At 69.3% G+C, this 16,680-nt stretch carries 14 protein-coding genes; 12 read left to right on the forward strand and 2 right to left on the reverse strand.

Features of this window, described 5'->3' with window-relative positions; translation table 11 throughout:
- Nucleotides 1-28 precede the first annotated feature (28 nt).
- The 9 genes from KF689_06135 to KF689_06175 are packed head-to-tail and all read left to right on the forward strand — an operon-like array spanning nt 29 to nt 9,368.
- Entirely contained in the window at nt 29-430 is a 402-nt protein-coding gene (locus KF689_06135; protein ID MBX3132949.1) for a VanZ family protein, read from the forward strand.
- Nucleotides 427-2,220 carry an aspartate--tRNA ligase gene (gene aspS, locus KF689_06140; GenBank protein ID MBX3132950.1) on the forward strand — a complete coding sequence of 598 codons (1,794 nt, stop codon included), beginning with the start codon at nt 427-429 and terminating at the stop codon, nt 2,218-2,220. Before KF689_06135 ends, aspS begins: the two co-directional genes overlap by 4 nt.
- Nucleotides 2,217-3,179: a PhoH family protein gene (locus KF689_06145; GenBank protein ID MBX3132951.1), complete on the forward strand. Its 963-nt coding sequence runs from the start codon at nt 2,217-2,219 to the stop codon at nt 3,177-3,179. Before aspS ends, KF689_06145 begins: the two co-directional genes overlap by 4 nt.
- Complete coding sequence (ybeY, locus tag KF689_06150) at nt 3,176-3,628, forward strand: rRNA maturation RNase YbeY (protein MBX3132952.1); 453 nt, start codon at nt 3,176-3,178, stop codon at nt 3,626-3,628. The genes KF689_06145 and ybeY overlap by 4 nt, the downstream gene beginning before the upstream one ends.
- A complete protein-coding gene (locus KF689_06155; GenBank protein MBX3132953.1) occupies nt 3,625-4,872 on the forward strand; it encodes an HlyC/CorC family transporter in 1,248 nt (415 codons plus the stop codon). The genes ybeY and KF689_06155 overlap by 4 nt, the downstream gene beginning before the upstream one ends.
- Nucleotides 4,869-5,831: a CBS domain-containing protein gene (locus KF689_06160; protein ID MBX3132954.1), complete on the forward strand. Its 963-nt coding sequence runs from the start codon at nt 4,869-4,871 to the stop codon at nt 5,829-5,831. The genes KF689_06155 and KF689_06160 overlap by 4 nt, the downstream gene beginning before the upstream one ends.
- Complete coding sequence (gene meaB / locus KF689_06165; protein ID MBX3132955.1) at nt 5,828-6,889, forward strand: methylmalonyl Co-A mutase-associated GTPase MeaB; 1,062 nt, start codon at nt 5,828-5,830, stop codon at nt 6,887-6,889. Before KF689_06160 ends, meaB begins: the two co-directional genes overlap by 4 nt.
- Complete coding sequence (locus KF689_06170; protein MBX3132956.1) at nt 6,889-8,583, forward strand: methylmalonyl-CoA mutase; 1,695 nt, start codon at nt 6,889-6,891, stop codon at nt 8,581-8,583. The genes meaB and KF689_06170 overlap by 1 nt, the downstream gene beginning before the upstream one ends.
- Nucleotides 8,580-9,368, forward strand: a complete 789-nt coding sequence (locus KF689_06175) for a methyltransferase domain-containing protein (GenBank protein MBX3132957.1) — start codon at nt 8,580-8,582, stop codon at nt 9,366-9,368. The genes KF689_06170 and KF689_06175 overlap by 4 nt, the downstream gene beginning before the upstream one ends.
- Before the next feature lie 17 nt (nt 9,369-9,385).
- Here KF689_06175 and KF689_06180 read toward each other — a convergent pair whose 3' ends face one another.
- Nucleotides 9,386-10,354 carry a ParB N-terminal domain-containing protein gene (locus tag KF689_06180; protein MBX3132958.1) on the reverse strand — a complete coding sequence of 323 codons (969 nt, stop codon included), beginning with the start codon at nt 10,352-10,354 and terminating at the stop codon, nt 9,386-9,388.
- Nucleotides 10,355-10,398: 44 nt separating this feature from the next.
- Nucleotides 10,399-11,949, reverse strand: coding sequence for a response regulator (locus tag KF689_06185; protein ID MBX3132959.1), 1,551 nt, complete (start codon nt 11,947-11,949; stop codon nt 10,399-10,401).
- A gap of 130 nt (nt 11,950-12,079) precedes the next feature.
- On the opposite strand from KF689_06185, the gene KF689_06190 reads away from it, so the two are divergent.
- The 3 genes from KF689_06190 to KF689_06200 are packed head-to-tail and all read left to right on the forward strand — an operon-like array spanning nt 12,080 to nt 16,680.
- Complete coding sequence (locus KF689_06190; GenBank protein ID MBX3132960.1) at nt 12,080-14,575, forward strand: carbohydrate binding family 9 domain-containing protein; 2,496 nt, start codon at nt 12,080-12,082, stop codon at nt 14,573-14,575.
- Nucleotides 14,576-14,617: 42 nt separating this feature from the next.
- On the forward strand, nt 14,618-15,031 hold the full coding sequence (locus KF689_06195) for a cobalamin B12-binding domain-containing protein (protein MBX3132961.1): 414 nt from the start codon (nt 14,618-14,620) through the stop codon (nt 15,029-15,031).
- A complete protein-coding gene (locus tag KF689_06200; GenBank protein ID MBX3132962.1) occupies nt 14,998-16,680 on the forward strand; it encodes an acyl-CoA carboxylase subunit beta in 1,683 nt (560 codons plus the stop codon). The genes KF689_06195 and KF689_06200 overlap by 34 nt, the downstream gene beginning before the upstream one ends.

Consider the following 16,680-nt stretch of genomic DNA (forward strand, 5'->3'; position numbering starts at 1 on the left):
GACGGCGCCAGTTAGATTTACGGCCTCAATGCCTGATGCCAGTAGCCCCGCCGCGGCGCCCTCCGCCGCGGCCCGTTGGACCCCGCCTGCGCTGTGGGTCGCGATTATCCTGGTCGGCACGTCGTGGCCCCGGATTCACTTGGGCCCGCCGGACCTCGCCCTCGACAAAGTCGCGCACTTTGGCGCCTACGCCGTCCTCGCCGGCCTGATGCTGCGCGCCACGATGCGCCCCCGCCACCTCGGTACGATGGTTGCTGTGGTGCTCGCGGTCTCCGCCTTCGGTGCCGTGGACGAATGGCACCAGTCGTTCATCCCCAGCCGCTCGATGAGCTTGCTCGACTGGGTCGCCGACACCGCCGGCGCCATCGTCGGTGTGCTCAGCGTCCGCTTCGTCCCGCTCTTCTCGCCACGCCGTCCGCAACTCACGTGACCCACCGCGCCGATCCGCTCGCCACTTCGCTCCGCACCCACCTCGGCGGCGCCCTGCGCCTCGCCAATGAGGGCCAGCGCGTCACGCTCGGCGGTTGGGTCCACAAATCGCGCGATCTCGGCGGCCAGTTGTTCATCGACTTGCGCGATCGCGAAGGGCTCGTGCAACTCGCGTTCAACCCGCATTGGACGCCTGTTGACGTCATCACGCAGGCCACGGGCATTGGCCTCGAGTGCGCCGTGCTCGTCGAAGGTGTCGTCGCGCCCCGGCCTGAAGGCCTGCGCAACCCAGAGATGGCCACGGGCGAGATCGAGGTGCGCGTGGCCTCCATCCGCGTCGTGGGGCCGGCGGCGACGCCGCCGATTCCCGTCGCACTGGACAAGGAAGCCAAGCGCCCTGCCGAGGACCTCAGGCTGCGCCACCGCGTCCTCGACCTGCGTCGGCCGGAGCTGCAGCGCAGCCTCGTGCTGCGGCACCGCCTGCTGCAGGCCACGCGTCGCTACCTCAGCGAGCTAGGCTACCTCGAGCTCGAGACGCCCATCCTGACAAAGCCGACGCCCGAGGGCGCGCGCGACTTCCTCGTCCCCAGCCGGATGCACGTGGGAGAGTTCTTCGCGCTGCCGCAGTCGCCGCAGATCTACAAGCAGCTGTTTATGTGCGCGGGCTTCGACCGCTACTTCCAGGTGGCGCGCTGCTTCCGCGACGAGGACCTGCGCGCCGACCGTCAGCTCGAGTTCACGCAGATCGACATCGAGGCGTCGTTCATCACGCGCGAGGACATCATCACGATGTCCGAGGGCCTGATGCAGGCGCTCTGGGCGGAGGCTGGCATCGCGGTGACGACGCCGTTTCCGCGGATGAGCTACGCCGATGCAATGGAGCGCTACGGCTGCGACAGGCCGGATCTGCGCTATGGACTTGAGCTACGGGACGTGTCGGCGGCGTTCGCCGGCAGCGAGTCGGGCATCATCCAGTCGGCGCTCGCCGCGGGCGGCCGCGTGCGCGGCCTCGTCGTGCCGGGCGCGGCAACCTGGAGCCGCAAGCAGGTGGATGAACTCGAGGCGATCGCCAAGAGCGCCGGCGCGGGCGGACTGCTGCGTCTCAAGTTGGCCGACGGCAAGCTCGAAGGCCCCCTCGCCAAGTTCCTCCCGGCAGATGCCGCCTCCGCCCTCGGGCTCGCCGACGGGGACTTGTTCCTCGGCGTGGCCGGCGCGGACCGCTTCTCCAGCCCGGCGCTCGACCGCGTGCGGCAGGAGTGCGCCGCGCGCCTCGGCCTCGCCGACCCCGCCAAGCGTGAGTTCCTCTGGGTGCTCGACTTCCCGATGTTCGACCGCGATCCGGACACGGGCGCGCTGGCGGCGGTGCACCACCCGTTCACCTCGCCCAACACCGACGATATGACCGCGCGGCCAGGCGAGCCGCACAGATGGCGCGCCTTCGCCTACGACTGCGTGCTCAATGGCACCGAGCTCGGCGGCGGCTCCATCCGCACCAGCGATCCGGCGGTGCAGGCGCGGATGTTCGAGCTGCTCGGCATCGCTGACCCGGCCGATCAGGAGCGTCGCTTCGGCTTCCTGCTCGAGGGGCTGCGCGCCGGCGCGCCGCCGCACGGGGGCATCGCGTTCGGCTTCGACCGCATCGCGATGATCCTCGCCGGTGCCGATTCGCTGCGCGACGTGATCGCCTTCCCGAAGACCACTGCGGCACGGGCGCTTTTCGAAGGCGCCCCGTCGCCGGTGCCAGCACAGGACCTCGACGAACTCCACATCCGCATCGCGGAGGCTGAATGACCGACGGCACGCTCAGTGGCGAGTCGATCACGACCAAGCTGCCGACCGAAGGCGCCGACCTGTTGACGTTGGCCGGCGTGGCCGACGGCAACCTGTCCGAACTGCAGCGCCTCTTTCCCGTGCGCGTGACGCTGCGCGGCGAGCAGATGACCATCACCGGCAGCGCCGAGGCGGTTGAGAAGGCGGCGGCCGTCGCGCAGCGGATGATCGATCACGCCAAGCAGCGGCAGCCGCTGGATCCGGACGACGTGCTGCGCTTCTCGATGGAAGGACCGGCCCGCGACGGCGGCGCGCCGGGGCGCATCGTGCTGCCGGGCGTGCGCAAGATCATCCAGCCCAAGACCAACGGGCAAGCCGAGTATATGCAGCAGATGCTCGACAACGAGATCGTAGTCGGCATCGGCCCGGCGGGAACCGGCAAGACGTACCTGGCCGTGGCGGCCGCCGTCGATGCGCTGGCCCGCAAGCGCGTGCGCCGCATCGTGCTCGCGCGACCGGCCGTCGAGGCCGGCGAGTCCTTGGGCTTCCTTCCCGGCGATATGCAGGCCAAGGTGGATCCCTACCTGCGGCCGCTCTACGACGCGCTCGACGACCTGATGCCCCCGGAGCGTGTCGCGCGCGCGCTCGAGACGCGCGTCATCGAGATCGCGCCGCTCGCGTATATGCGCGGCCGCACGCTGGGCGACGCCTTCGTCATCCTCGACGAGGCGCAGAACGCCACGAACGCGCAGATGAAGATGTTCCTCACGCGCCTCGGCCTGAACTCCCGCGCCGTCATCACCGGCGACAAGACGCAGATCGACCTGCCGAAGCGCGAGGAGAGCGGCCTGCTGCAGGTGGAGCGCATCCTGCAGAACATCGACGGCATCGCGTTCCATTACTTCACCGAGACCGACGTGGTGCGCCACCGGCTGGTGCGCGAGATCGTGAAGGCCTACGCGCAGGACGCCGGCACGTGAGCGGACGCGCGCAGGGCGGCGTCCGCGTCGGCGTGAGCCTGGAGGGCATTCGGATCCCTGTCTCGGCCACTCGCCTGCGGGCGGCGGTCGAGCACGTGCTGCAGGCGCGTAAGGTGCGCCGCGCGATGGTCAGCCTGACGCTGCTCACGCCGCGGCGGATGGCCGCGCTCAACGCCAAGCACCTCGGGCACGCCGGGCCCACGGACATCATCACCTTCGGCTTCCGAGATCCGTCGGGTGCCGTAGTCGGCGACATCTACCTCTGCCCGGCGGTCGCCACGGCAAACGCCAAGCGTTTCGGCGTGCCCGTGCGCGAGGAGTTCCTGCGCCTCGCCGTCCACGGCGCGTTGCACGTGCTGGGCTACGAGCATCCGGAGGGCGACGAGCGCACGCGCTCGCCGATGTGGCGCCTGCAGGAGCGGCTGCTGCGGACGGTCGTGGCCGCGTGACCCTCCTCGCGGTCTTGGTGGCGATTGGCGCAGGCGTGATCGCCGCGCTCTGTGCCTTTGCTGACGGCGCGCTGCTCGGGCTCGACAGCGACGAGCCTCCGAGCGAGGCGCGTACGCGCGCCATCCTCGAGCGACGCGAGCGCGCGCACCGCGCGCTGGCCTTCGGCCGCATCGTCGCGCAGTTGGCCAGCGGCGCCGCCACCACGGTGGCATTGCTCGCCACGCAGTGGCTACCGGCAGCGTGGTTCACGCCCGGCGTCGTGCTCGCGGGCGTGGCAATCGTCGGCATCACCGAGGTCGGCGCACGCGCGGCGGGAGATGCCGCCGGCGCGCGGGGGCTGGCCGCCGTCGGCGGCGTGGTCGAAGCCGTCGAGTGGATCTGCGCACCCGTGGTGGCGTTCGGCCAATGGGCAGATGACGCCCTGATGGCCCTGCTGCCGCCGCCTGCGCCGGATGATGAGGACCACGATGATGCGGTCGAACGCTTCCGTGAGGTGGTCGCCGCCGAGGCTGAGGTCACCCCGCAGGAAGAGGTGCTGCTGCACGGCGTCTTTTCGCTCGGCGACACCAAAGTCTCGGCCATTATGGTGCCGCGCGTCGACATCGTGGGGCTCGAGCGCGACACGCCCTGGAGCGAGGTCGTGGACCGTGTGCGCAGCGCACAGCACGCCCGCCTCGTGGTCTACGACGGCACGCTCGACGAAGTGGTCGGCATCCTCTACGCCAAGGACCTGCTGCCGGCGTTGCTGGCGGACGAGGAGCCGGCGGGCGGATGGCAGGCGCTGGTGAAGCCGGCGCTGTTCATCCCGGAGCCCAAGACCGTCGAGTCGCAGCTGCGTGATTTCCGCGCGTCACGGCGACACCTCGCGATCGTCGCCGACGAGTTCGGGGGCACCGCTGGTCTCGTCACGCTCGAGGACGCGCTGGAACTCATCATCGGCGACATCCAGGACGAAGGTGACGCCGAGCTGCCGGACGTCGAGCGTGAGGACGGTGGGCGGCTCTGGGTCGCGGCGGCGGTGACGCTCGATGCGCTCTCGGAGCTCACGGCGCAGGACTGGACCCGTGGCGACGTGTCGACCATCGGCGGTCTGGTGATGGAAGTGCTCGGCCGTCCGCCCAAGGCTGGCGAGACGCTACGGCTGAACGGCTACAAGCTCGTCGTCGAGCGCGTGGTGCGCCGACGCATCCAGCGCGTGTATCTCGAGCCCCTGACGGCGCCCCTGCCGGGGGAGGCCGCGTGAGCAGCTTCACTCCGCTCCTCATTCTCGTCGGCATCGTGGGCGTGCTGACCACCGCCGCCACCGCGCTGCGCACGGTGAGCCGCATCTGGCTTCGCCACTGGGCGGAGCGCCGCCTCGCCGGGGCAGGCACGGCGTCGTTGTACCTCGATCGGCCACAGCGATTGCTGATCGCCGCCGGCACCGGCATTGCCGGCACCGTCTTCACGCTCGGGGCCATCATCGGATTGCAACACGGCGACGAGCCTTTGCGCCTGATGCAGCACTTGCTCATCGGGATTGCGCTGCTGCTCGTGATGGGACAGCTGCTCCCGCGCGCCATCGCTCGGCGCTGGCCCGCAGAGTCGCTTCCGTTGGTGCTGCCGCTGCTGCGGATCGTCGAGGGCTTGACGCTGCCGCTGGCGGCCGTCGCGCGCCGCCTCGTCGGCCGCGCGGTGGGACCGGCCGCCGCCGAGGCCGAATCGCCTGGGGACGTCCTCGACGACCTGCTGCGCGAGGGCGAACTCGAGGGCGTCGGTGCCGCCGAGGAACGGGAGATCATCTCCGGCGTGCTGGAGTTCAGCGATACGCGTGTCGGCGACGTGATGACGCCGCGCGCGGATATCGTCGCGCTCGAGCGCACGGCGCGGGCGGACGAGGTCGCCCAGCTGGTGGCGCAGTCCAAGTACACCCGGCTGCCCGTGTATGACGGAACGCTGGACCACATCGTCGGGATGGTGACGAGCTGGGACGTCATCGCGCGGCCGGAGGAGCCGCTGCGCACGCCGCGGCCGGTGGCCGTCGCCAGTGCGGACGAAGCCTGCCACGCCCTGATGACGCGGATGCTGCGCGAGCGACGGCACCTCGCGATTGTGCGTGGGGCGGGTGGCGAGACGCTAGGGCTGCTGACGCTCGAGGACTTGGTGGAGGAACTGGTGGGCGAGATCCAGGACGAGCACGACGATCCCCTGAGCGACCGATGACGACGGCCCTGACCGAGGGACTCTTCGCGGGACGCAAGGCGTCCGTCGCCCGCGCCGTCAGCATCATCGAGGACCGCCGCAAGGGTTGGGAGGAGCTGTTGGCCGCCTGCCATCCGCGCGTCGGTGGCGCGCGGCGCATTGGGATCACGGGGCCGCCGGGCGCAGGCAAGAGCACGCTGACGACGCTGCTGGCCGAGCACTACCTGGCGCAGGGCCTGCGCGTGGGCGTGGTCGCGGTCGATCCAACCTCGCCGTTCACGGGCGGAGCCCTGCTCGGAGACCGCGTGCGGATGGAACGCGTGGCGTTGCACGAGAACGTCTTCATTCGATCGATGGCGACGCGCGGCTCGCTCGGCGGCCTCGCAGTGGCGACCCGCGAGGTCTGCGACGTGCTCGACGCCGCCGGCATCGAACGGATCCTTGTCGAGACCGTTGGCGTGGGGCAGAGCGAACTCGACATCGCCCGCCTCGCGGACACCAGCGCCGTGGTACTCGTGCCGGAGAGCGGCGACTCCATCCAGACGCTCAAGGCGGGCGTGATGGAGATTGCCGACCTGTTCGTCGTGAACAAGGCCGACCGTCCGGGCGCCGACCGCCTGCGCAATGACATCGAGCTGATGTTGGGCCTGCGCAGCGGCGCCACGATGCGCGACGTGCCCGCCCACCACGGCGTCGACCTCAAGCGCCTGAATCCGGCGAAGCTGGCACGCGACGCGGCTGCGGCGGCGAATCCCGAGAGCTGGACACCTCCGGTCCTGCGCACGGTCGGCTCCACCGGGGAGGGCGTCCCGGAGTTCGTTGAGGCCCTGGAGCGGCATTTCGGGTATCTTGAGACCAGCGGCACGCTCCAGCGCCGCCGGCGGTCCCGGTTGCGCGAGCGCGTCATCGATGCCGTGGAACAGCGCCTGCGCTCGCGCCTGTGGCGCGACGCGGCGACGAACGAGTGGTTGGATGGTCGCCTCGCTGCGCTGGAAGCGGGCGAGACGACTCCGCTGGCCGAAGCCGAGGCGCTCATCGCACGGGCGGTCTCGGCCGGAACCCTGACTGGGAAGGACTGATGACCTCGATTCCCAACCTCGATCCCACGCTCGCCGCGATGCAGGCGGAGCTCGACACGCTGCGCAAGGAAGTCGAGCAGTGGAAGGCACGCTACGCCAAGGGCGACGTGCGCGACATCGCCTACACGAACTCGGCCAAGGAAGTCGCGCCGCTGTATACGGCATTGGACCTGGAGGGCTCGGCCGGCACGGCCTTCGAGGTGCCCGGCGCGTATCCGTATACGCGCGGCATCCACCCGACGGGCTACCGCGGCAAGCTCTGGACGATGCGCCAGTTCGCCGGCTTCGGCTCGGCCCGCGAGACCAACGAGCGCTACAAGTTCCTGCTCAAGAACGGCACCACCGGCCTGTCCGTAGCGTTCGACTTCCCGACGCTGATGGGCTACGACTCCGACCATCCGCGCTCGGAGGGCGAGGTCGGCAAGTGCGGCGTCGCCATCTCGTCGTTGGCGGATATGGAGCAGCTCTTCGACGGCATCCCGCTGGACCAGGTGTCCACGTCGATGACCATCAACGGGCCGGCCATCATCCTGTGGTGCTTCTACATCGCGGCGGCCGAGAAGCAGGGCGTGAAGCCCGAGCAGCTCCGGGGGACGATCCAGAACGACATCCTCAAGGAGTATATGGCGCAGCACGCCTGGTGCTTCCCGATCGAGCCGGCGCTGCGCCTGATCGTCGATATGTTCGAGTACGGCTCGAAGCACGTGCCGCAGTGGAACACCATCTCGATCTCCGGCTACCACATCCGCGAGGCGGGCAGCACGGCGGCGCAGGAGTTGGCCTTCACGCTGGCCGACGGCTTCACCTACGTGGAACGCGGCATCGCGCGCGGGCTGGACGTGGACGACTTCGCGCCGCGGCTGTCGTTCTTCTGGGACATCCACAACGACTTTTTCGAGGAGATCGCCAAGCTCCGCGCTGCGCGCCGCATCTGGGCCCGGCATATGAAGGAGCGCTACGGCGCCAAGAGCCCGCGCTCCTGGGTGATGCGCTTCCATTCACAGACGGCGGGCGTCACGCTCACGGCGCAGCAGCCGATGAACAACATCGTCCGCGTCGCCTACCAGGCGATGGCGGCCGTGCTCGGCGGCACCCAGTCGCTGCACACCAACTCGATGGACGAGACCTTGGCCCTGCCGACGGAGCACGCCGTCGAGGTCGCGCTGCGCACGCAGCAGGTCTTGGCGTATGAGACCGGCGTCCCGAACGTCGTCGATCCGCTCGGCGGCTCGTACTACGTGGAGCGCCTCACCGACGAGCTCGAAGCCGAGGCGGAAGCGTTGTTCCAGCAGATCGAGGAGCAGGGTGGGGTGGTGCCCGGACTCGAGACGGGCTGGTTCCAGCGCAAGATTGCCGAGAGCGCGGCGCGCCAGCAGTGGGAGATCGAGCAGCACCGGCGCGTGATCGTCGGCGTGAACTCGTTCGAGAGCGACGAGAGCGCCCTGACGATCCCGCTGCTCAAGATTGACGAGCAGGCGGCGCGCGAGCAGGCCGAGGCGCTGGCCCGGCTCCGGCAGACCCGCGACAACGCCGGTTGCGAGGCCAAGCTCGCGCGACTCCGCGAAGCGGCGCGCGGCAGCGAGAACGTGGTGCCGTTCATCCTCGACTGCGCGCGGAGCTACTGCACGCTGTACGAGATCCGGGCGGCGCTGGAGGCTGAGTTCGGCGCGTATCGAGAGCCCGTGTTCTTTTGAATCGGAAGACGGAAGACGACAGCGGCAACGGAGCGCCACCGAGAGATTGGTGGCGCTCGTACTTCGATGAGGGCTACCTCACCGAGTACTCGCCGGTGTTCGATCTCGTCGAGGAACGGCTGCAGGTGGCGCGTCTGATTGAGTTGCTGGCCTTGCCGGACGCTTCGCGGGTCCTCGACCTCGCCTGCGGGCAGGGCCGTCACGCCCACTTGCTCGCCGAAGCCGGCTTCAACGTCGACGGCTACGATCTCTCGCGTGAGCTCCTGCGCGAAGCTAAGCGCCGCGGCACGGGCAAGACGCTCCGGTACACCCACGGCGATATGCGCCGCTTGCCGCTGCGCTGGACGCGACGCTTCGATGCCGTCGTCAACCTGTTCACGTCGTTCGGCTTCTTCGACGACCCGGCCGACGATGTCCGCACCCTCAAGCAGGTCGCGCGTGTCCTGAAGCCCGGTGGCGTGTTCGTCTGGCAGGGTGGCAACCGGGACGGCCTCAGCGACCGGTTCCTGCGCGGCGACGCTTGGGTCACGCAGGACGGCACCTCCGTCGAGCAGCGGCGCGAGTTCGACCCGCTGTCGGGGTGTCTCACGATCCACTCCACGTGGACGACAAAGCGACGCGTCGAACGCCGCGTGCACCGGATCCGCTTGTACAGCCCCTCGCACCTGGCCAGCCTGCTCGCCGATGTGGGGATCGAGGTCCACGCCGCCTTCGATGGTTTCACCGAGCGGCCGCTGACGCGGCGCTCGCACGAGATGCTGCTGGTGGGGACGAAGCGGAAGTAGCGGCCGGCACCGTGCGCCTACTCCTCGCTCGCCGGCGGCCCGCCGCTGCGCGCGACCTGATCCGCCTTCACGTTCGACGCATTGAAGCGCCGTGCCGCGCCGAGGATCTTGTCGATCGTGCTGTCGAAGTCGGGGTGCTTGTCCTTCACGAAGCGCAGGTGGTTGATGCGCGCTACCACGAACGCCTTGAGGTACGGGCTCTCCAACCCGCGCGCCTTGAGCGCGGCCACGGCTTCGTTCACGTAGCCATTGAGCTCGAGCAACTTCTCGGCGCGTCGCCGCCGCTCCACGAGCGCTGCCGGGAGCTTGCTCCCGAGGAACTGGTCGCAGCGCTTCAGGATGGGATGGTACGCGCCGCCTGAGAACCGCCCGTTCGCTTGGTAGCAGAGCCCGAGCGTGACGAGCGGCGCCTCCTCGAACACTTCGGCGAACGACTTCTCCGGCGCATCGTCCACTGCGGCGAGCGCCTCGGCCAGCCGGGACACTTCCAGGGCGCGCTCACGCAGGTTATGTGCCTTTTCCGTGTTCAAGGCGAGGATGCGGTGCGCGACATTTTCTTCCGGCACCACCAGCGCCGTGATGGCCTTGGCGCCGAGCTGCCGCATCGCGCCGAGCCGATGGTTGCCGTTGGGTGTCCAATAGCCGCCGTCAGGGGCGGGCACGGTCACCAGCGGATCGAGGAAGCGGTCGAGCTTGTCGATGGCGTCGCCGAGTCGCGCCACGTGCGTGTCCGAGAGGTCGCGTTGGTACGGCGTCGGTTCCACGCGACCGATGGGCAGCGCCGCGAGGATCTGCCACCGCCCGCCGAGCGGGTCGCGGTACGCGGCGAGGACCTGGCCACCGTCTTGCTCGATGCGTTCACCGAGCGCGGCGACGGCGGCAGGCGGGGAGGCCGAGGCGAGTCGGCGGGCGTCAAGGCCGCGCGTCTGTGCGGCGGCGGCCTTCTTGGACTTCTTGGCGGGGCGCTTCTTCTTTGCGGTGGCCATACCAGAGTCTGGCACGCGAACGCCCGCAGGGCCAGTCGCCCCCGCTAGGCGATTGCCGCCCGCCGATCCAGCACCCCGCGCAACCGCGACGTCAGCTCCGCCAGCGTGAACGGCTTCCCGATGAACTCGATATCTGGGTCCAGCCGCCCTTGCCGCGCGATGAGATCCGCGCTGAAACCTGACATATACACGATGCTCACCGCCGGATGGCGCTCCCGCACCAGTCGGGCCAGATCCGGCCCGCTCATCTGCGGCATCATCACGTCGGTGAGCAGCAGGTCCACCGGATCCTCGGCAAGAATCTCCAGCGCGCGGGCCGCCGTGTTCGCCCCCTGTACCTGGTATCCTGCGGCGCGCAGCGCGCGGCAAGTGAGGTCGAGGATGGCCACTTCGTCTTCGACGACCAAGACGGATTCGGAGCCGCCGGGCAAAGAGGCGACGGTCGCGACACCGCCGGGCGGCGATTGCACGAACGCGGGCTGCCGCGGGAAGTACAAATCGAACGTCGTGCCCGCGCCGACGCCACTGCGCACGGTCAGCAAGCCGTGGTTCTGTCGCATAATGCCAAAGACCGTCGAGAGCCCGAGCCCCGTACCTTGACCGACCGGCTTCGTCGTGAAGAACGGCTCGAAGATCCGCTCTTCGACCTCCGGCGGCATCCCGCGGCCGCTGTCGGTCACGGAGAGCACCACGTAATCGCCAGGCTGGCCCTCTGGAATGGCGCGGGCGGCCGCCGCCGAGAGCCGGTGGTTGCGCGTAGTGATCGTCAGCGTGCCCACGTCCTCGATGGCGTCACGGGCGTTGGCGCAGAGGTTCGTGAGGATCTGGTCCAGCTGCGAGGGGTCGAGCGTGACGGGCCAGACGCCTGCCTCCGGTTCCCACGTCAACGCGATGCTCTCGCCGATTAGGGGCCGCACCATCCGCAGCGTGTCGCTTACGGCGGCGTTGAGGTCCAGCGGGCGCGGCGCGATGGTCTGCTTGCGCGCGTAGGTGAGGAGCTGCCGCGTAAGACTGGCTGAGTGCCGTGCGGCTCGCAGGATCACGTTGATATCCTCACTGTGCTCGTGCGTCGGCCCGAGCGCATCCCGCACGAACTCGGCGTGCCCGAGGATGATGGCCAGCGTGTTGTTGAAGTCGTGCGCCACGCCGCCGGCCAGCCGCCCGACCGCCTCGAGCTTCTGCGCCTCGCGTACCTGCTCCTCAAGGCGCTTGCGGGCCGAGATGTCGCGGGCGGCGGCGTAGGTCGCGGGCCCGCCGTTGAACTCGATTCGCGTGGCCTGCACCTCGACCTCGAAAATGCGGCCATCCACGCCGAGGAATCGCATCTCGACCAGCGGTGCCGGCTGGCCGAGTTCCAGCACCTGCCGCCGGCGCGCGAGGGCGAGGGCGTGGTCATCGGGGTGGATGCGGTCGAGCACGTCCTGCCCGAGCAGGGACTCAGCATTCGGCGCGCCGAAGAGTAGCACTGCAGCCGGATTCACGTAGGCGATGCGGCCCTCGCGCACGACATATGCCGCCTCGGGCGAGAACTCGACGAGGTCGCGGTACCAGTGCGCGGTCGGCGTTGCCGGCGTCAGGGGCTGAGAATCAGGCATCCTGAAAGTATCGACCGTTGCACAGGTCTGCGTGCGGTTTGGCGCGCGCAACACTCCGCAACATATCGACCCCTCCCCGCGTAGTCTCCGAGTCGCGGCACCGCCTCTTCCCCCAGAGCCAACCGAACTCGTGCGATTCCGCTCCACCGCACTCGCTGTCGCCGTTCTCGTCCCAACCCTCGCCGCAGCCCAGCCCGCGGACCCCAACACCGCCCAGTTGCGGGCCGTCCGCACGGACGAACTGATTGCGCTCGACGGTCGCGCACGCGAGGCCATTTGGGCGCAGGCGCCGGTCGCGGACGACTTCTACCAGTTCACCCCCGCGGAGGCGGGGCCCGCCCGCTTCCGCACCACCGTGCAGGTGGCCTACGACGACCGCACGCTGTACGTGTTCGTGCGGGCCTACGATCCCCAGCCGGACTCCATCGTGGCGTTCCTCAGCCGCCGCGACGTGCGCACGCCCTCCGACTGGATCAAGGTGGTCATCGACGGATTCCACGACCGACGTAGCGCGCTGCAGTTTATGGTCAACCCGCTGGGCGTGAAGCGCGACGCCACGGTGTACGGCGACGTCAGCGAGGACATCGCCTGGGACGGGGTCTGGGACGCTGCCGTCCACGTCGACACCGAGGGCTGGAGCGCCGAGTTCGCAATTCCGTTCAGCCAACTGCGCTTCACGCCCAAGGAAGAGCACGTCTTCGGTTTCGGCGTCTGGCGTGACATCGCACGCTTCGGCGAACGCGATGCCTGGCCGGTGTACCGGCCCTCGCGCCAAACCTTCGCCTCGCAGCTGGGCGATCTCGTCGGCATCAATGGCATCGGGCGCAACCGCCGCCTCGAGGTGATGCCGTATGCGGTGACGAAGAATGTCACTGAACGCTCGCCGACGGGTTGGCGGCATCCGCAGGAACAGGCGCTAGGACTCGACCTGAAGGCCGGGCTCACGACCAACATCACGGTCGACGCCACCATCAACCCGGACTTCGGTCAGGTCGAGATGGATCCGGCGGTGCTGAACCTCAGCGCCTTCGAGATTCGCTTCGAGGAGCGGCGTCCGTTCTTTCAGGAAGGCGTGAACCTCTTTCGCTGCGCCGGACCTTGCGAAGGCATCTTCTATACCAGACGGGTGGGCCGCACGCCGCAGTTGCGCGCAGCCGCGACCGATCCGCGCTTCTCCCGCATCCAAGCGGCGGCCAAGGTGACCGGTCGCTTCGAGGGCGGCGCCCAGTTCGGCCTCGTCGCCGTCTCCTCGGCCCGCGAGGCGGGGAGCCTCGGCCAGACGATCGAGCCGCAGACCACCACCGTCGTCGGGCGGCTCGTGCAGGACTTCCGCGGCGGTCGCTCGCAGTTCGGCACGATGGTCACCGGGCTCGTGCGCGATCTCGACGCGTCCACGGAGCCGTTGCTGCGCCGCGAGGCCTATACGCTGCTGCTGCAGGGCTACCATCGCTTCGCAGACCGATGGGAAGTCTCGGGGTACGCGGGGCGGTCCACCGCCCGCGGCAGCGCGGACGCGATTGCCCGCACGCAGCTCAGCAGCGTGCATTTCCATCAGCGTCCTGACCACGAGGTGGCCTACGACCCCTCGCGCACCTCGCTCGACGGCGGCGTCACGTCGCTGCAACTGCGGCGCTACGCCGGCCGCGTACGCTGGGAGACGACCACACGCTACGCCGAGCCGATGACGGAACTGAACGACCTCGGCTTCGTCACCCTCGTGAACGATGTGATGCTGCGGAACGTGCTCACCGTGGCGGCGCTACGCCCGGGCGGCTGGCACCGGCGGGTGAACGCGGCGGTCTCCAGCGAACAGCATTGGACCACCGGCGGACTCCCCGCCGCCTCCACCGTGCAACTCCGTGGTTTCGCCGAGTTCGTGAACTTCTGGACCAGCAACTTCACGCTCACGGGGAGCCAGCTCGGCAGCACGCACTGCGTCTCCTGCGCCCGTGGCGGCCCCGCGCTGCGAATGTCGCCGCAAGGCACCGCCGCCGTCACGCTCAACGGGGACGCGCGGCGACCGTTGATTCCGGGCGTCGCGCTGATCGGCAGTGTCGGGGATGAGGGGCGCAGCTGGGCGCGGCGAGTCGAGGCCGGGCTCGAGGCACGCTTCGGTACACGCACGTCCGTCTCGCTTGCCGGCGGCGCCGAGCATCGTGTCATCGACGCACAGTGGGTCTCCAACCACGGCGCGACCCTGAGCGACACCACGCACTTCACCTTCGCACGGCTCGACCAGGACCTGCTCGACCTCACCGCGCGCGCCAACGTCACGCTCAGTCCGACGCTCAGCATCCAGCTCTACGCGCAGCCCTTCCTGGCCAGCGGCGACTACAGCAATTGGCGTGAGCTGGATGACCCGCGTGCCGAGGCGTACGATGCGCGCTTCCGCCCGTACGGCGGCGGGGCCGATCCCGGCGGGTTCAATGGCAAGCAGTTCAACTCCAACGCCGTCGTGCGCTGGGAGTATCGCCCGGGGTCTGTGCTCTTCGTCGTGTGGCAGCAGGGGCGGCAGGACAACCGGGATCCGGGCAGCTTCGAGCTCGGACGTGACCTGCGCAACCTGTTCGGGACGCATCCGGACAACACGATTCTGGTGAAGCTGTCCTACTGGTTCAACCCCTAGCCCCGCGTTGTACCGCGCCCGCGCCCGCGGTAACTTTCCCGTATGTCACGCCCCATTCGTGTGCTCGTCGCCAAGCCCGGTCTCGATGGTCACGACCGCGGTGCCAAGGTCGTCGCCGCCGCTCTCCGCGACGCCGGGATGGAAGTCATCTACACCGGCCTCCACCAGACCCCCGAGATGATCGCCTCGGCCGCCGTCCAAGAAGACGTCGACGTCGTCGGGCTCAGCATCCTCTCCGGCGCCCATATGACGCTCTTCCCCCGCGTGCACGCGCTGCTGCGCGAGCAGGGCCGCGACGACGTGCTCATCACCGGCGGCGGCATCATCCCAAAGGAGGATATGGCCGCCCTCGAAGCGCAGGGCATCGGCAAGCTCTTCGGCCCCGGCACCTCGACGGCGGACCTGGTCGAGTACATCAAGGGATGGTTCGCCGAGCGGCAGTCGCAGGAAGCGTGACCGCCTCGCGAAAGGAGGCACCCGCAGGCACCTCGCGTCCACGGCTCCGCGAACTCGCCGAGGCCTGCCGCGAACTGGAGAGCCGCCTGCGTCTCGGCGGCGGCCCCGACCGCATCGCCAAGCAGCACGCGCAGGGCAAGCTCACGGCCCGTGAGCGCGTCGCCGGCTTGAAGGACCCGCGAAGCGCCTTCCTCGAGTTCGGTCTGCTCGTCGCGCACGACCAGTACGACGGCGAGGCGCCCGGCGCCGGCGTCGTCACCGGCATCATCCAGGTGCAGGGCCGCGAGTGCGTCGTCGTCGCCAACGATGCGACGGTGAAGGCGGGCTCCTGGTGGCCGGAGACGATTCCCAAGATCCTGCGCGCGCAGGAATGCGCGATGCGCTGCCGCATCCCGATCATCTACCTCGTGGATTCGGCGGGCGTGAACCTGCCGTACCAAGGCGGCGTCTTTCCCGGCCAGTATGGGGCGGCCCGCATCTTCTATTACAACTCGTTGATGCGGCGCTTCCTGCGGATTCCGCAGCTCGCGGCGGTGATGGGGCAGTGCGTGGCGGGCGGCGCGTATCTCCCGGCGCTCAGCGACGTCATCCTGATGGTGAAAGGCAGCTCCTTTATGGGGCTCGGTGGCCCGAACTTGGTGAAGGGCGCCACCGGCCAGTCCGTGGACGGCGAGACGCTCGGCGGCGCGACGATGCACACCACCGTCAGTGGCGTGGCGCACTACGAGGCCGCCGACGACGCCAGCTGCCTGCAGATGCTGCGCGACCAGGTGGCGCGGCTCGCGCCGCCGCCGCGCGTGGCTCCGCACGATCCGACGGCCACGCCGCGCACGGACCCGCAGGCGCTCTACGACATCCTGCCCAGCGACCACCGGATGTCCTACGACGTCCACGAGGCGTTGGCGGCGCTTCTCGACGACGGCGCACTGGACGAGTTCCAGCCGAACCTCGCGCGCGAGATGATCTGCGGCGACGCGCGCGTCGAAGGCATTCCGGTCGGCGTCATCGCGAACGCGCGCGGACTCATCAAGGGGCGCGCCGGTGAGCAGCCCCGCTTCGGCGGCATCATCTACGCGGAGAGCGCCGAGAAGGTCGCGTTCTTCATCGAGCGATGCGACCGCCAGGGCATCCCGCTGCTCTTCGTGCAGGACGTTTCCGGCTTTATGGTCGGCAAGGAGGCCGAGCACGAAGGCATCATCCGTGCGGGCGCCCGCTGGGTGGAGGCGATGGCCACGGCGACGGTGCCCAAGCTCGTCCTCACGGTCAACCACGCGAGCGGCGCGGGCTACTACGCGATGGCGGGGCAGGGCTTCGACCCCGACTTCATCTTCTCCTGGCCCACCGGCCGGATGGCGGTGATGGAAGGCGAGTCGGCCGTGGCTGCCGTGCACGGACCCGCACTCGCGGCGGCAAAGGCGTCGGGCAAGGATCCGTCGCCGGCGGTGCAGGCGGCCATCGACGAGATGCGCGATGACTACGAGCAGCAACTCGATGCGCGTTACGCTGGAGCGCGCGGCTACATCGATGCGATCGTCTACCCTGAAGACACTCGGGCGACTTTGGCGATGGCCCTCCGCGCTGCCTGGCAGAATCCCGGTCCGCACCTCGGCCCGTATGTGATTCCGCCGCTCGTCGGTCCGACGCGCTGA

The sequence above is a fragment of the Gemmatimonadaceae bacterium genome (assembly GCA_019637355.1).
Taxonomy (GTDB): Bacteria; Gemmatimonadota; Gemmatimonadetes; order Gemmatimonadales; family Gemmatimonadaceae; genus Pseudogemmatithrix.

Excerpts from the sequence above, each read along its gene's own strand:
- KF689_06180 (MBX3132958.1), bottom strand. The coding sequence starts at position 10,354 with ATGGCCACCGCAAAGAAGAAGCGCCCCGCCAAGAAGTCCAAGAAGGCC.
- KF689_06145 (MBX3132951.1), top strand. The coding sequence starts at position 2,217 with ATGACCGACGGCACGCTCAGTGGCGAGTCGATCACGACCAAGCTGCCG.
- KF689_06200 (MBX3132962.1), top strand. The coding sequence starts at position 14,998 with ATGGTTCGCCGAGCGGCAGTCGCAGGAAGCGTGACCGCCTCGCGAAAG.
- KF689_06135 (MBX3132949.1), top strand. The coding sequence starts at position 29 with ATGCCTGATGCCAGTAGCCCCGCCGCGGCGCCCTCCGCCGCGGCCCGT.
- KF689_06195 (MBX3132961.1), top strand. The coding sequence starts at position 14,618 with ATGTCACGCCCCATTCGTGTGCTCGTCGCCAAGCCCGGTCTCGATGGT.
- meaB (MBX3132955.1), top strand. The coding sequence starts at position 5,828 with ATGACGACGGCCCTGACCGAGGGACTCTTCGCGGGACGCAAGGCGTCC.
- KF689_06170 (MBX3132956.1), top strand. The coding sequence starts at position 6,889 with ATGACCTCGATTCCCAACCTCGATCCCACGCTCGCCGCGATGCAGGCG.
- KF689_06185 (MBX3132959.1), bottom strand. The coding sequence starts at position 11,949 with ATGCCTGATTCTCAGCCCCTGACGCCGGCAACGCCGACCGCGCACTGG.